11 protein-coding genes are annotated in these 14736 nt (G+C 75.7%); 3 read left to right on the top strand and 8 right to left on the bottom strand.

Annotation, left to right across the window (positions count from 1 at the left end; genetic code table 11):
• The 7 genes from ACTIFU_RS16675 to ACTIFU_RS16645 all read right to left on the bottom strand — a co-directional run.
• Nucleotides 1–1072: glycosyltransferase (locus tag ACTIFU_RS16675; protein ID WP_439579450.1), on the bottom strand; the 1072-nt coding region annotated here is incomplete at its 3' end.
• Nucleotides 1069–2313 (bottom strand): glycosyltransferase family 4 protein, encoded by a 1245-nt coding sequence (locus ACTIFU_RS16670; RefSeq protein ID WP_439579449.1) that lies wholly within the window; start codon nucleotides 2311–2313, stop codon nucleotides 1069–1071. The genes ACTIFU_RS16670 and ACTIFU_RS16675, both read right to left, overlap by 4 nt.
• Nucleotides 2310–3491 carry a DegT/DnrJ/EryC1/StrS family aminotransferase gene (locus ACTIFU_RS16665; protein WP_439579448.1) on the bottom strand — a complete coding sequence of 394 codons (1182 nt, stop codon included), beginning with the start codon at nucleotides 3489–3491 and terminating at the stop codon, nucleotides 2310–2312. The genes ACTIFU_RS16670 and ACTIFU_RS16665 overlap by 4 nt, the downstream gene beginning before the upstream one ends.
• A complete protein-coding gene (locus ACTIFU_RS16660) occupies nucleotides 3488–4090 on the bottom strand; it encodes a sugar transferase (RefSeq protein WP_439579447.1) in 603 nt (200 codons plus the stop codon). Before ACTIFU_RS16660 ends, ACTIFU_RS16665 begins: the two co-directional genes overlap by 4 nt.
• On the bottom strand, nucleotides 4087–5316 hold the full coding sequence (locus ACTIFU_RS16655) for an O-antigen ligase domain-containing protein (protein WP_439579446.1): 1230 nt from the start codon (nucleotides 5314–5316) through the stop codon (nucleotides 4087–4089). Before ACTIFU_RS16655 ends, ACTIFU_RS16660 begins: the two co-directional genes overlap by 4 nt.
• Entirely contained in the window at nucleotides 5306–6205 is a 900-nt protein-coding gene (locus ACTIFU_RS16650; RefSeq protein WP_439579445.1) for a hypothetical protein, read from the bottom strand. The genes ACTIFU_RS16655 and ACTIFU_RS16650 overlap by 11 nt, the downstream gene beginning before the upstream one ends.
• Before the next feature lie 105 nt (nucleotides 6206–6310).
• Entirely contained in the window at nucleotides 6311–7939 is a 1629-nt protein-coding gene (locus ACTIFU_RS16645) for a heparinase II/III domain-containing protein (protein WP_439579444.1), read from the bottom strand.
• 131 nt (nucleotides 7940–8070) lie between these two features.
• Between ACTIFU_RS16645 and ACTIFU_RS16640 the strand changes: the two genes are divergently transcribed.
• A complete protein-coding gene (locus tag ACTIFU_RS16640; RefSeq protein ID WP_439579443.1) occupies nucleotides 8071–10659 on the top strand; it encodes an SLBB domain-containing protein in 2589 nt (862 codons plus the stop codon).
• Between the two features lie 206 nt (nucleotides 10660–10865).
• A complete protein-coding gene (locus tag ACTIFU_RS16635) occupies nucleotides 10866–12908 on the top strand; it encodes a YjbH domain-containing protein (RefSeq protein WP_439579442.1) in 2043 nt (680 codons plus the stop codon).
• 56 nt (nucleotides 12909–12964) lie between these two features.
• Here the strand turns inward: ACTIFU_RS16635 and ACTIFU_RS16630 are convergent, their stop codons facing one another.
• Nucleotides 12965–13363 carry a hypothetical protein gene (locus ACTIFU_RS16630; RefSeq protein ID WP_439579441.1) on the bottom strand — a complete coding sequence of 133 codons (399 nt, stop codon included), beginning with the start codon at nucleotides 13361–13363 and terminating at the stop codon, nucleotides 12965–12967.
• A gap of 215 nt (nucleotides 13364–13578) precedes the next feature.
• Here ACTIFU_RS16630 and ACTIFU_RS16625 point away from each other — a divergent pair, with 215 nt between their 5' ends.
• On the top strand, nucleotides 13579–14664 hold the full coding sequence (locus ACTIFU_RS16625; protein ID WP_439579440.1) for a glycosyltransferase family 4 protein: 1086 nt from the start codon (nucleotides 13579–13581) through the stop codon (nucleotides 14662–14664).
• The last annotated feature ends 72 nt before the right edge of the window (nucleotides 14665–14736 follow it).

Genomic DNA, 14736 nt, shown 5'->3' with positions numbered 1-14736 from the left:
CATAGTCGGCGAGCAGCGCGCGGCGTCCGGCGCTCCCCATGCGGGCGCGGGCCTCCGGGTCGGCGGCGAGGGTGTCGAACGCCTCGGCGACGGCCGCCGGATCGGCGGAGTCCACGACCAGTCCGCAGCCGGTGCGGCCCACCAGCACGGCGGCCGGGCGACAGGTCTCGGCGACCACCACGGGCAGGCCGAGCGCCATCGCCTCGAACAGCTTGTGCGGCAGGGCCGCCTCGTGATTGGCGGGGCCGGGCGCGAACAGCACCAGTGCGGCATGCGCCTCGGCCGCGCGGGCGAGCGCGTCGGGGCGCGGCAGCGCGCCGGTCGCGGCGACCCGCGCGGCGAGCCCGAGCCGGTCGGCGGTCGCGGCGAACTCGGCGGCCGAGGCGTCGGTGAACGGACCAACCACCTCGAGCTGCATCGTGCGATCGACGGCGCGGGCCAGCGCGGCGAGCGCGACCGGCCAGCCGCGCGTCCGCCCCATCGCGCCGAGTGCGACGAGTCGCAGCGGTCCCCGCGCACCGGGTGCTGCGCGCGGCATCGCCTCGGCCTCGTGGCGCGGAACCAGGTTGCGCACCAGCACCCGCGGCGGCCGGTCCGGCCCGGCCGGGAAACGCTCGGCGAGCACCGGCGTGGCGAGGACCACCGCATCGGTCCAGCGGCTCAGCAGCCGGAACGCGAGCCGGACCGCGCCGGCGGCCGGCCGGCGCAGCGCCGCGGGCAGCCGGGCGAGCCGGTGCGGATCGGTGTAGTCCTCGTGGACATCGAACACCACGCGGCAGCCGGTGAGCGCCTTCACCAGCAGCGCCACCACCCAGGCATCGGGCTCGCTCGCCTGGATCGTCGCGGGCTGGGCGTGCAGCGCGGCGCGGAACAGCCGCGGCAGCACCGCAAGCCGTCCGCCGAGGCCCGGCCGGCGCCGCACCGTCCGCGTCGGCACACCCGGCGGCGGATCGCGCCCCGCGGGGCAGACATGCAGCACCGCGAGACCGGCGGCGGCGAGGCTCGCGGCCTGGAGCGTGACCACGCGCCGGTCGTCGGCCGGATGCGTCGAGGACAGGAACAGGGCGGTCATGCAGGCAGCGGCACGCCTTCCGGCAGCCGGGCGCGCTGGGCGGCCGCCTCGGCGATGGCGCAGAACCGCGCCGCCAGCAGGGTGCGGTCGAACCGCAATGCCAGACGCGCGGCGCCGCCGGCCATCGCCGCACGCCGCTCCGGCGCGGCGGCGAGCAGGGACGCCGCCTCGGCGAGCAGGGCGTGGTGCCCGGGAGGAAAAGCCTGCCCGCCGCCCGCGCGCGCGAGCTCGCGGCCGAGCCAGCCCGGGCAGTTCGTCAGCACCGGCAGCCCGGCGGCGAGCGCCTCGAACACCTTGTTCGGGCTCGTGCCTTCCGCGAACTGCCGCACCGGCGCGAGGCAGTGCAGCGCCACGTCCGCGCCCTTCAGCACGGAGGCGAGCCGGGGGCGCGGCATCGCGTCGAGGAAGGTGACGTTGTCGAGGCCCTCAGCGCGCGCGCGCGCGATCAGCGCGGGCTTCTCGCCGCCCTCGCCGATCAGCACCAGGCGCACCCGGCTCTCCTGCCACGCCTTCAGCACCCAGGCGACGTCGAGCAGCTGGCCGAGCCCATTGGCGGGTCCGTGCGCGCCGGCATAGACCGCGAGGATGCCGCCCTCCGGCGCCGGCACCGGGCGCTCGGCGGCGATGTCGGCGAACAGCGCGCGGTCGCAGCCGTTCGGGATGAAGGCAACGCGGCCGGCGTCGCCGCAGGCGGCGCCCAGTGCCTCCGCGGTGCCCGGGGCGAGGGCGATCACCGCGTCGGACGCCGCCAGCGCCGCGCGCTCCAGCCGCGCCATCGCGCGCTCGGTGCGGTGCGTGAGCAGCCCCATCGCGGCGGGCAGCTCGGGCCAGCGGTCGCGCACCTCGAACAGCGTGCGCGCGCCGCGCAGCCGCTTGGCCGCGATCATCGGCAGCGCGACCGTCAGCGGCGTCGAGGAGGCGATCACCAGGTCCCAGCGTCCGAGCACGGCCGGGCGCGTCGCCCAGGCCGCGTAGCGCAGGAAGGCGCGGCCGCGGGCACGCGCGTCCATCGCATTGGCGTAGGGGATGTCGCGCTGGACCACCCGGAATCCAGCCACCTCGGACCGGCGGACGCCGCGGCGGAAGGGTCCATCCGTGCCGATCTCCGCGCCCTCGTGGCGGCCGCAGAGCAGGGTGACGGCGTGGCCGCGCGCGGCGAGGGCGGCCGCGAAGGCGTGGCTGCGGCCCGGCAGCGCACCTTCCGGCGTCGAGTAGTGCTGATGCAGGTAGAGAATTCTCACTCCACCCTCCGATGCAGTGCGGCGATCGCGGCGATCACGCGGTCCTGGGCCGCGGGGCTCAGGCCGGAGCCGGACGGCAGGCAGAGCCCGCGCGCGAACAGGTCCTCGGCCACCCCGCCGCCGACCGCGCGGACGCTGGCGAAGGCCGGCTGGAGATGCATCGGCTTCCAGACCGGGCGGGTCTCGATGCCGTCCGCGGCGAGCGCGAGGCGGATCGCCTCCGCGGTGGCGCCGAAGTGGTGCGGATCGACCGTGATCGCGGTCAGCCAGCGGTTGCTCCGCGCCCAGGGCGCCTCCTCCTGGGCCGCGACCCCGGGCAGGCTGCCGAGCGCGTCGCGGTAGCGGGCGAAGATCGCGCGGCGCCGGGCGACGCGCCGCGCGAGATCGGGCAGCTGCGCCACCCCGATCCCCGCCAGCACGTTGGAAAGCGCGTAGTTGTACCCCCAGGTGCGGTGTTCGTAGTGCGCCTCGTCCTCGCGCGCCTGGGTGGCGAGATGGCGCGCGGTCGTGGCCAGCGCGGTGTCGTCGGTCAGCAGCGCCCCGCCGCCGCCGGTGGTGACGATCTTGTTGCCGTTGAAGCTGACGCAGCAGGCCGCCGCGCCGGTGCCCGCATGCGCGCCATGTGCCCGGGCGCCGAGCGAGGCCGCGCCATCGGACAGCACCGCCACGCCCCAGCGGCCGCAGACCGCGAGGATGGCGGCAAGGTCAGCGGGATGCCCGTAGAGGTCGGTCGGGATCACGAGCTTCGGCAGCCGTCCCTTGTGCGCGGCCTCGGCAAGCGCCGCCTCCAGCAGCCCGGCATCGAGGGTCCAGGTGGCCGGATCGACGTCGAGGAACACAGGCGTCGCGCCCTGCTGGAGCGCGGGCGCGACCGAGGCGATGAACGTGAGGGTCGGCGCCCATACCTCGTCGCCGCGACCGACGCCGAGCAGTCGGCAGCCGAGATGCAGCGCCGCGGTGCACGAGCTGGTCGCGACCGCGTGGCGGAAGCCGGTGCTTGCCGCGAGTCCCGCCTCGAACCGGTCGAGCAGCGGCCCGACGGGTGCCACCCAGTTGCTCGCCAGCGCCTCGATCACGCCGCGGAACTCGGCGCCGGTGAGGTCGGGCGGGGAGAGCAGGATCGGCGGGTGGAGCGCGGGCTCGCCAGCGGGCGGGGCGGGCGCGGGGAGCAGGGTCATGGCCGGGTCGCCCCGGTGAGCGGCGCGCCGGCAGCATGGCCTGGCGCGGCAATGCCGTCGCCGCGCAGCACCGCGGCCGGGGTGGCGAGCAGGAGGGCGAGGTCGCGCCTGAGCGAGACGTCGCGCGCATAGGCCGCGTCGAGCGCCAGCCGGTCCGACCAGGAGAGCGCGTTGCGCCCGCCGACCTGAACCGGCCCCGTCAGCCCCGGGCGCACCGTGAAGCGTGCCGGGCAGAGCCGGGCGAGCGCCGGGCCGTCCGCGACCAGCAGCGGGCGGGGCCCGACCAGGCTCATCTCGCCACGCAGCACGTTGACCAGGCTCGGCAACTCGTCGAGCGAGGTGCGTCGCAGCCACGCGCCGTAGCCGGTCAGTCGCGCGGCGTCGCCGCCGGCGCCGGGGCGCATGGAGCGGAACTTCACCAGCGTGAAAGGGCGCCCCTGCAGCCCGAGCCGCTCCTGGCGGAACAGCACGCCCGGGCCCAGCGCGAGCCGGCCGGCGACGGCCAGGCAGGCCAGCAGCGGCGTGAGCAGCACCAGCAGCAGCGCCGCGCCCGCGACGTCGAGCGCGCGCTTGCCGGCCGGCGGGTAGAGCGTGGTCATGCCGGCACCGCCAGCCGGCGCGGCAGCGCCCGTACCGCAAGCCCTGTCACGATACCGACCCAAAGCCAGGCCATGCGGTTGCCGAGATCGGTCGAACTCGTGGCCTGGGCCAGGGCCACGCAGGCAAAGCCAACGGTCGCGCCGAGCTGGACCGGCGGCACCTCGCGCGCGCGGCGGATCAGCGTGGCTGCGCAGACGAGGGCGATGGCCAGCAGCAGGCTTGCCGCGGGCACGCCGCCCTCGGCCAGCGCCTCCAGGCCGAGATTGTGCGGATGCCAACCGCGCAGATCGCCGAGCCCTGCCGTCGGGGCGAAGCCCGCGCTGCCGAGGCCGAGCGGCGTCGCGAGGCGCCACGCCTCGGCCCAGAGGATCGGGCGCACCGCACCGGCGCCGAGCGCGCCCTCGAGCCAGCGCGCAAGCGTGCGCGGCGTGCCGGCCGGATCGGTGAGCGCAAGCACCAGGGCAAGTCCGAGTCCGAGGGCCGAAGCGGCGCCGGCACCAACCGCGAGCGCGGCGCCGATCCGGCCGCGCGCGGCCAGCACGGCGGCGGGCGCCAGCACGACCGCGGCGGCGAGGCCGACCAGCCCGGCCCGCCCGCCGGTCGCGAGCGCGGCGAGCGCGAGCCCCGCCACACCGGCGATCCGCAGCATCGTCCCCGCGGGCCGCGCCTCGGCCGCGCCGGCCGCGAGCACCGCGGCGGCGGCGGCGAGCGCCAGCGTCGCCACCTGGTACTGGACGCGGATCGTCTCGGCGTCGGTGGCGCCGCCCAGGACTGCGATCCCGGCAGCGACCGCGAGCGGCACCGCGAGCGCGACCGCGAGCCCGATTGCCGCGCAGCCGGCGGCGAAACCCCGGAACGCATGCGGATGCGCGGCCACCGCCAGCCCGGCGACCGTCATCGCCGGGCCGAGCAGCACGATCTCGGCGAGCTTGCGCGGCAGCGTCTCCGCGCCTCCGCTCCAGGCCCCGGCGGTCGTCAGCCACAACGCCAGCAGCGCCTGAAGCCCGATCAGCAGCGCCGCCTCCGCGCCGATCCGGTGCGGGTGCAGCAGCAGCCGCCAGGCTGCCAGCCCGAGCACGATCGCAAGCAGCGGCGGGGTGATGTCAAGCGGCAGGTCGGCGAGCCCGGGCAGGCCCTTCAGCGCGGCGGCGAACTGAAGCGCAGCCGCCGCGATGCCGAGCGCCGCGGCTGCGCCCGACGCGGCGGGATCGGCCTCAGTCGGCACCGGAACGGCCTCCGGCGAGCGCGCGGAGCGGCGGGGCGGGCTCGCGGTCGGCTTGCTCGCGCCGGCGCGTGATCAGCACGAGCGCCCAGACCCCCAGCGAGGTGAGCAGCGCGGCCGGGACGGCCAGCGCCGCGAGCAGCGGCCGGTTCGGCACGCTCGGCCGGTCCTCGACCGCCGGCGCGCTGACGACGCGTGCGGCCACGGCCGGATCCGAGGCCAGCACCGCCTCGTGGCGGTGCGCCTCTGCGATCAGGCCGTAGAGCGCCTGGCGCACGCCGAGATCGGACTCGCGCGCCGCGCGCTCGGTCAGGAAGGCGAGCCGGCGCGCAACCATCGCCTGCATCTCCTCGCGGACGCGCGCCTCGGCGGCGGTGTGCAGCACCTTCAGCACCGCAAGCGCGAGGGCCGGGTCGGGGTGACGCGCCTCGATCGTCCACACCACGCTGGCCGGGCTCTGGGTCGCCGAGGCGTTGCGGGCGAGCCAGGCCATCAGGTCGTCGTCGAGCAGCGTCGCCTCCGCGCCGAGGCCGAGGCCGGCGAGGGCGCGCGCAACGGGACCGGCCGCGCGGTCGGCGGCGAGGCGATCCGCGAGATCGGTATCGCGCCGCAGCACGGTGGCGGCCTCGCGGGCGCGCAGCGCGCCGAGATAGACCGCGAAATTGCCGGTCGGACGCTGGTCCAGCAGTCCCGCACCGACGAACGGCAGCGGCGAAAGCAGCGACGAGGCAGCGATCCCGGTGGTCTCGGCGGGCGCGACCACGGCACGGGCGACATGCGCGCTGGGCATCAGCAGCATCACCCCGAGCGCGGCCAGCCACAGCACCAGCGCGCCCAGGACGACGCCCGCACGGTGGCGCCACAGCCCGGTCAACAGTGCGTCACTTGTCATGGACGCGGCTCACGGAACACGACGGGGTTGCACGGAACGTCGCCGATCCGCTGGGTTTACAAGTCACGCGGAAAGCGCGCGCGTGACGCGAGCGTTAAAAGTGCGTCAAGACAGCCCTATGCTGGTGCTGACCGTGCGGGTCGAGTCGCCGCAGCGCAGCGTCAGAACAGGCATGCGTTCGCGCCTGCCGTAGCGCGGGCTGTCCCAGCCCTGCGCGAGGCGGAGATCGACCGGGCCATCGGCGCACACGGCAATCACGGCGGCCGCCGGGGCGAGGCGGTCGGTCACGACGACGGTGTTGCCCTCGACAGCGACCGTCCGGTCGTGGCCGTCGCAGGCGGCACGCAGGCCGAGGGGGCTACGGTCCAGCCCGCGAAGGCGCGGTGGGGCAGCGAACAGGAACCTGCCGAGCCGCGGCGGACGGTCGACGGCGCCCCATTGCGCCGTGTTGTGGTGCGCGGTGCCGGCGAGATCCGTCTCCCCCGGCGGAGGATTGTAGAGCCAGGTTCCGGCGTCGCGCAGGATCTCCTCGCCGCGATGCATCAGGGCGAGATGCAGGATGTCGCCCTGGCCGGCCGGGAACCGGCCGCCCGGCAGGCGCAGCAGCGCGATGGTTTGCCCCGCCGTGATCCCTGCGGTGCCGCCGTCCGGGTCGGTCCAGACGCCGGACGGCGGGTCGGGGAGCTGGCCGAGGCCGGCAAGGGCCAGTGCGGGTTCGGCGGAGCACGTCCCGAATGCGGCGGCCGCGCGCGCAAGCGACGGGCGGGTGTCGTCGGCGCCGGCGCCGGCGGCATCGAGCAGCACAGTGCCGTCATCATGGCCGAGGCGGGGCGTGCGGCCGGTGGCTGGGTCGGTCACGCGGGCGAGCCAGGTCGTCATCGCGCGGGCGCGTGCGACATCCGTCGGCGCGAGACTCGCGCCGGCGAGCACCGCGAAGGACAGGGCGTCGAGCGTCATGCGGTGATAGCGGGTCGAGATCTGGGCGAACCCGCCCGCCTTCGTCGTCAGGCGCGGCAGGTCGGCAGCGAGCACCCGCTCGCCGACCCGGCGATCCTCCGTGCCGAGCCAGGCGCCCGCGCCGGCGAGCGCCGCCGCGCAGACGAGGCCATGGTTGTTCGCGAGCGACCGCTCGTAGAGCAGCGTCGCGCGTACCCGGGAGGCGAGCAGCGTGGCGAGGCGGCGCGTGCCGGACGTCGGCGGACCACCGAGGATCAGCCCGGCGCCTACGACGTGGATCAGCCGGATCGCTGCCTCCTGCGCGCTTGCCCAGTGCGGGCCTTGGAATGGCGGGCAGGCGGTGAGGAAGGACGTGATGTGCGCCTCGGCCGCCGCAAGGAAGCGTCGCGATCCAGAGGTTCGCGCCGCGAGCGCCAGCGCCGGCAGGGCGGCGAAGCGGGACGTCTGCCACAACAGGCGGATGTCGCCGTGGGCGTAGGGGTCGATCGCGTGCCAGGGCGCGGTGGCGTCCGGACGATCGGTCGACCAGTCGGGCGTGCGGGCGGCCGCGTCCGCGCCCGTCAGCACGCGCGCAAGCATGGGCGCGTCGAGCGCCGGCGGCGGCAAGGAGGCGGGCAGGAACGGGCCCGACGGGGCGGCGTGGTCGGGCAGGACCCTGGACGGTCCGCCGAGCCGGACCCAGGCCTCGTGGCGGGCGCGGCGCAGCGTGGGCATGAGCCCGCGCCGGAGCAGGGCCCGCCACACAGCGAGCCGGACCAGCTGCGCGCGTGCCGCCATGCCATTCTATCCCCTGCGAGCCCTGCCGCGTGTTGGCACACGCGCGCATGACGTGTTACCGGATATCGCGCAAGGGTTGAGGCTGCGGGCCGTGTCGCTGCCGGTCCGACCCCTCGTGCGGGAGCGTCCTGGTGGCGGTTCGACTCGCCTTAGCAGCGCTGGCGATTCTCCTCGCGGTGCCGTGCGCCGCGCAGGCGCCGCTGGGGCCGCCGCCACTCCCCGGCCTGCCGCCGGGCGTCACGCCCGAGGCGATCCAGCGCATGCTCGACGCGGCCGGCGGGCCCCAGCCCCAGCCGGCACGGCGCGAACCGGCACCGATCCGCGCCGCGGAGCCGCCGGCGCCGCCTCCGCCCGACCCTGAGTCCCCGGTCGAGGCATTCTATGCCCCGCGCCTCCCCGCCGCCGCGCCGAAGCTGCGCCAGTTCGGCTACGACGCCTTTGCCGCGCTCCCGCCCGGCGGCCCCGGTGCGGTCGCGGCGCTGCCGCCGGGCTACGTGCTCGGCGTCGACGACGAGGTCGTGGTGACGCTGCGCGGGCGGGTCTCGCGGACGGTCGCGGCGCGGATCGACCGCGACGGGCGGCTGACGCTGCCGGATCTCGCGCCGATCCCGGCCGCGGGCCGCCCGCTTGGCCAGTTCCGCGCCGACCTGGAGGCCCGGCTGGCGCGCGAGCTTCCCGGCACCGAGGCCTTCGTTGCGGTCGGCGCGGTGCGCCAGGTGCAGGTGTTCGTCGGCGGGGAGGTCGTGCGGCCGGGGTTCCAGGCGCTGACCAGCCTTGCCTCGGTGCTGGACGCGCTGGCCGCGGCGGGCGGGGTGAAGCGCACGGGGTCCTTGCGGGCGATCCGCGTCGAGGGGCAGGGCGGGACGCGACGGGTCGATCTCTACGGCGTGCTGTCGGGGCGCGGCGAGGCGCCGGACCTTTCGCTGACGGCCGGCGACCGGATCGTGGTGCCGCCGCTCGGCGGGACGGTGGCGATCGCCGGCGAGGTCGGGCGGCCCGCGATCTACGAACTGCCAGCCGCGGTGCCGGTGCTGCCGCTGCGCGAGGCGCTGGCGCTGGCCGGCGACACGTTGCGGCCACAGGGCATGCGGTTCCTGCTGCAGCAGTTCGACGCCGCGGGCCGCTCCGCGTTCGCCGAGGTCGCGCCGGACCGCGCGCTGCGGCGGGGCGACCTCGTGATGGTGCTGCCGAGCCTTCAGGCGCTGGTCGGGCAGGTGCGGCTCTCGGGGCATGTGCTGCTGCCGCAGCTGCGCTCGCGCGGTGCCGCGCCGACGCTCCGCCGGCTGGTCGGCGATCCGCGCCAGATCCGCCCCGACCCCTATCTGCGCTTCGCCGCGCTGGTGCGGGTCGATCCGGCGACGCGGCTGAAGCGCGTGCAGCCCTTCGATCTCGGCCGGCTGCTCGCCGGCCAGGGCGATCTGCCGCTCACCGACGAGGACGAGGTGGTGCTGCTCGGCCGGGCCGAGATCGCCTGGCTGTCGGGCCCCACGGTGCAGCGCGTGCTGCGCGGCGAGGCTCCGCCGGAGGACTGCGCGGCCCTCGCCCAGCTCGCCGTGCTGGCGGCGGGCAGCCCCGAGCGGTTCGCGAACGTGACGGGGCTCGGCGTGATCGAGGCCGGGCCCGCTGGCTGCCCGGAGGTGTTCGTCGACCATCCGGACCTCGCCGCGGCGGCGCTGGAGACGGCAGTGCTGATGACCGGCGAGGTGCGTCGGCCCGGGCTCTATCCGATGGCGGGGGAGGGCACGCTGGCGGACCTGCTGGCGGTGGCGGGGGGCCCCACCGACAGCGCCGATCTGCGCAATGTCGAGCTCACACGGGTGGTGCGGGTGGAGGGCGCCTCGGCGGCGCCGGTGGAGCGGTTCCTGCTCGACATCGAGTCGCGCAATTTCGCCGCGGTGCGGGTGGCGCCTCGCGATTCCGTGCGGTTCGCAAGGGTGTTCATCGACCGCGACACCGGGCCGGTGCGGCTGGCCGGCGAGTTCGTCCGCCCCGGCGTCTATGACATCCGGCGCGGCGAGCGGCTGTCGGACCTGATCCAGCGCGCCGGCGGGCTGACGCGCGAGGCCTATCCGTTCGGCGCCGTGTTCACGCGCGAGAGCGTGCGGGTGCGCCAGCAGGAGGGGTTCGAGCGGGCGGCGCGCGAGCTCGAGACAAGCCTGTTGCAGGTGGCGGCCGGCCGGGCGGTGTCGGCGCCGGTGGGGCGGCCGTCGGTCGATCTCGGCGATGCGATCCGCGCTGGGCGGGAGCTCGCGGCCAGTCTGCGCGAGGCGCGCGCGGCCGGGCGGATGGTGGTGGAGGCGAACCCCGCGGTGCTGGCGGCGCGGCCGGAGCTCGACCTGCTGCTCGAACCTGGCGACATGCTGGTGATGCCGAAGCGGCCGAACGACGTGAGCGTGGTCGGCGCGGTGCTGAACCCTGGGGCGTTGCAGTTCCGCTCGGGCCGTCGCGCGAGCGACTACCTCAGCGCAGCCGGCGGGCCGCAGCGCTTCGCGGACACGAGCCGGGCGTTCGTCGTGTTGCCGAGCGGGCAGACCCAGCCGGCGGGGCTGTCGTCGTGGAACTGGTCGCCTGAGCCGATCCCGCCGGGCTCGATGGTGGTGGTGCCGCAGGACCCGTCCCCGTTCGAGACCTGGGGGTTCATCCGCGACCTGACTCAGGTGCTGTCGCAGGTCTCGATCAGTGCGGCGGCGCTGGCGGTGATCGCCCGTGAGCTCAAGTGACGGGGGGGGGGGCGGGCCCCCCGCCCCCCCCCCCGCCCCCGGCGCCCGCCGGCCCCCCCCCCCCGCGGCCGGGGCCCCGCCCCCGGCCCCCCCCCCGGGGCCTTGGGCCCCGGGCCCCCCCCCCCCGGGGGGGGGGTACCAACGGCCCAATGGCCCTTTGCGGGTGCAGGGCGGCGCCCTGCCGGGGGTTCGGGGGCGGAGCCTCCGTGCTCCTTTTGATGATGGCGATCACTTCGCCGGCCCTCGCCCAGACCGCCACGAGCTGGGGCGGCATGGGCCTGATCGAGACGCGTGACGCGCGCTTCCGCCCTGACGGCGCGATCGAGGCGGGCGCGTCGATCCGCCGCCAGCGGCGCAACTACACGATCAACTTCCAGGCGCTGCGCTGGCTGGAGACCACGTTCCGCTTCACCGAGCGCCTGAACGCGACCACGGGCCGCGGCACCACCACCGACCGCTCGTTCGACGTGAAGCTGCGCCTGGTCGAGGAGAACGACTGGCGCCCCGCGGTCGCGGTCGGGCTGCAGGACCTGCTCGGCACCGGCATCTACTCCGGCGAGTACGTGGTCGCGAGCAAGCGCTGGTACGACTTCGACGTCTCGCTCGGCGTGGGCTGGGGCCGGCTCGGCACCGGGCGCGACGTGACGAATCCGTTCTGCGAGGCGTCCGGGCGGTTCTGCGACCGCCGTCTGACGGTCGGCCAGGGCGGCGTGCCGCTCGCGCGCGCCTGGTTCCGCGGCCGCGACGTCGCCCTGTTCGGCGGCATCGCGTGGCGGACGCCGATCCCGGGGCTCACCGCGCTGGTCGAGCTGAGCGGCGATGGTCTGCGCGACGAGCGCCGCGACAGGCGCGGCCGCGCGCGGAGCCGCGTCAATGTCGGGCTGTCTTGGCGGCCGGTGCAGGGGGTGGAGCTGGGTGCGGCGTTCGTGCATGGCAGCGACCTCGTCGTGCGCGCCAGCGTCTGGATGGACCCGGCCGAGCCGCCCCGCGTGCTCGCGCCGCCGCCGCTGCCGCCCCCGCCGCGCCCGGACCTGGCGCCGGACTGGCAGGCGGCGCTGATCGCGCGGCTGCGCGCGGACGGGATGCCGCCGATGCGGCTTGCGGTCGTCGGCCGGGAGGCGCGGATCGTTCTGGCCACGAGCCGGTTCCGCACGCTCGGCGCGACGGCGGGACGGGCGGCGCGGCTCGCGGCCGAGCATCTGCCGTCGGGGATCGACTGGGTGGCGGTGTCGGTCGCGCCGGACGGGGCGGAGGTCGCGCGCGTCGCGGTGCTGCGCGGCGAGGTGGAGAAGGCGGCGATCGGGCTCTCGAGCCCGGAGGAGATCGCGATCACCGCGGATCTCCGACCGGCGCTGCCGCTGCCGCCGCCCGATCCGGGCGAGGCGGTGCCGGGCGCGTTTCCGCGGCTCTCCTGGACGCTCGAGCCCCGGGTGATCCTGGCGCTGATGGACCCGGACCGGCCGTTGCAGGGGCAGGTCCTGGCGGCCGCCGGCGCCCGTGTCGCGCTCGGCGCGGGGGTGACGCTCGGCGGCGAGGTGGGGCTCGACCTGTTCGGCAATCTGCGCGGCCAGCCCGTGCCGCCGGACACGCGCCTGCCGAATGTGCGCACGGATATCGGGCGGTATCTGGAGGCGGCGCGCGCGCCGCTGCTCAGCCTGACCGCGGAACGGATCTGGACCGTGGGCCGGGACGTGTTCGCGCGCGCGACCGTCGGGTATCTCGAGACGATGTATGGCGGTGTGCAGGGCGAGGTGCTGTGGCGGCCGCTGGACCGGCGCTTCGCGGTGGGCGCGGAGCTCGCCTGGGTGAAGCAGCGGGCCTACGACCAGGGGTTCGGGTTCCGCAACTACGAGACCTGGACCGGGCATGTATCGCTGTACTGGGACCTGCCCTATCGCGACCTCTACGCGGTGCTGCGCGCGGGGCGGTATCTTGCGCGCGACTGGGGTGCCACGATCGAGCTCGGGCGTCGGTTCGGGTCCGGGATCGAGATCGGCGGCTTTGCCACCTTCACCAACGCAGGGTTCGACAGCTTCGGCGAAGGCAGCTTCGACAAGGGGATCTACATGCGCTTCCCGTTCGACCTGTTCGGCACGCCGACGCCCTCGCGCGGGACGCTGCTGGTGCGGCCGCTGATCCGCGACGGCGGGCAGCGGCTGGCGGTGGACCACCCGCTCTACGAGGTGACGCGCGAGGGTCGGCGCGAGGCGTGGCTGAGGGGGATGTCCGGGCTGGTGCCGGGGAGATAGGGGTGGGGTGGGCCGGGCGGATCGCTTCGCGCCCGGCCGGCGGGGCGCCGCCGCCGCTAAACCTCCGGCGTGGCGACGGATGGTTCGGGGGCGGGCGCGCCGACGCTGACGGCCGGGCAGCCCTTCTCGCGGGCGACGATGTCCATCGCGTCGCGCTCGCCCATCATCGAAGCGATGGCGTCGGACCGGTCTGTGGTCGCGGCGAGGCCTAGCAGCGCCGGCCAGAGCAGCACCAGCCCGACGGTCATCATCGCGGCATCGGCGTTGGCGTTCTCGCGCTGCAGCGCGGTCAGGCGCGCGAGCTCCGACTGCACGCGCGCTCGCTCGTCGTTGAGCTGCTCGCAGCTCATGCCGCGATAGGGATGGCTGGTCGCGAATTTGGGCTGGATGGAGCCCGGTTGCTTGGCGCAACCGGAGATCAGCGCGAGCGCGACGGCGCCGGGCAGGGTTCTCATGCCTCTCTCCTCGATCCTCCGGGTCGGCACGACCACGGAACGCACACCCCCGCCCCCCGGTCGAACGCGGCCCTGCCGAAGCGTGCCGCCGCGACGGTTCGCGGGGTCGGGGACGGAGGATCGTCCCATCCGGCTGCGTCAGGTCCGGACGTGGATGCGTCGCCGCAGCCACGGCCTTGTCAGCGCGGATGGAGCTGGGCAGGGTCCGCGCCCGGATGGCGCCGATCACCCTCGCAGCCCTGCCCACGCATCTCGGCTTCGCACTCGCGCTCGCCGCGCTGTCGGCAGGCATCGTGTGGCTGACGCTGCGGCTCGGCATCATGGACGTGCCGAACGCGCGCTCCTCGCACGCGCGGCCGACGCCGAAGGGCGGTGGGCTCGGCGTGGTGATCGCGACCATGGCCGGGCTGATCGTACAGTACAATATCGCAACGATAGCACGGATCGAGGACACCTACTTCGTCGCCGTGCTGGTCGGCGCGGCGACGATCGCGGCCGTGTCGCTCGCCGACGACCTGCTCGACTTCTCGTTCCGCTGGAAGCTCGCCGCGCAGGTGCTCGCCGCGCTCGTGCCGATGCCGTTCGGGCTGACGCTGGACACCGTCTCGCTGCCGTTCGTGGGCGAGGTGGCGCTCGGCCCGCTCGCCTGGCCCGTCACGCTGGTCTGGATCGTGTTCCTGACCAACGCGATGAACTTCATCGACGGGCTGGACGGGATGTGCGCCGGCATCGCCACGGTCGCGGCCGCGTTCCTCGCCGCGATCGCGATCGTCAACGGCGGCGCCTTCGTCTATGTCGCCTCCCTCGCGCTGGCCGCCGGCTGCGCCGGGTTCCTGCCCTTCAACCTGCCGCGCGCGCGCATCTTCCTCGGCGATGTCGGCAGCCAGTTCATCGGCTATCTGTTCGCCGTGCTCGGCATCGCCGCCGCCCGCTTCGACACCGCGCGCGTCTCGATGTTCATCGTGCCGCTGCTGCTCGCCGCGCCGATCTTCGACGTCGCCTTCACGCTGATCCGCCGCGCGCTGAACGGCGAGCGGCTTGCGGATGCGCATCGCGGGCATCTGTACCAGGTGCTCGCGCGCACGGGGATCGCGCCGGTACGGGTGAGCGCGCTCTACTGGGTGGTGACGGCGGCTGCCGGCGTGGCGGGGTTCCGCTTCCTGGGCCTCGCGCCGCCGGCGAAGCTCGCCGTCGTCCTCGGCGCGGCCGCGCTCCTCGGCCTTTACGCCGCGTGGGTTGCGGCGCGCGCGCGGCAGGCCGGGATCACGGTATGGTCGGGGGGCGTACCAGCTCGAAGGTGATTGTCGGCCGCCCCGCGCCGATCCACTGCTCGGCGCGCCAGATCTGCCCGTCCTCCGGCCCGACCCAGAACC

This window comes from Elioraea sp. (genome assembly GCF_051860475.1).
Taxonomy (GTDB): domain Bacteria; phylum Pseudomonadota; class Alphaproteobacteria; order Acetobacterales; family Acetobacteraceae; genus Elioraea.
This window is presented reverse-complemented; position numbering and strand designations above follow the sequence as displayed.

Excerpts from the sequence above, each read along its gene's own strand:
- ACTIFU_RS16665 (WP_439579448.1), bottom strand. The coding sequence starts at position 3,491 with ATGACCCTGCTCCCCGCGCCCGCCCCGCCCGCTGGCGAGCCCGCGCTC.
- ACTIFU_RS16660 (WP_439579447.1), bottom strand. The coding sequence starts at position 4,090 with ATGACCACGCTCTACCCGCCGGCCGGCAAGCGCGCGCTCGACGTCGCG.
- ACTIFU_RS16650 (WP_439579445.1), bottom strand. The coding sequence starts at position 6,205 with ATGACAAGTGACGCACTGTTGACCGGGCTGTGGCGCCACCGTGCGGGC.
- ACTIFU_RS16645 (WP_439579444.1), bottom strand. The coding sequence starts at position 7,939 with ATGGCGGCACGCGCGCAGCTGGTCCGGCTCGCTGTGTGGCGGGCCCTG.
- ACTIFU_RS16630 (WP_439579441.1), bottom strand. The coding sequence starts at position 13,363 with ATGAGAACCCTGCCCGGCGCCGTCGCGCTCGCGCTGATCTCCGGTTGC.
- ACTIFU_RS16625 (WP_439579440.1), top strand. The coding sequence starts at position 13,579 with ATGGCGCCGATCACCCTCGCAGCCCTGCCCACGCATCTCGGCTTCGCA.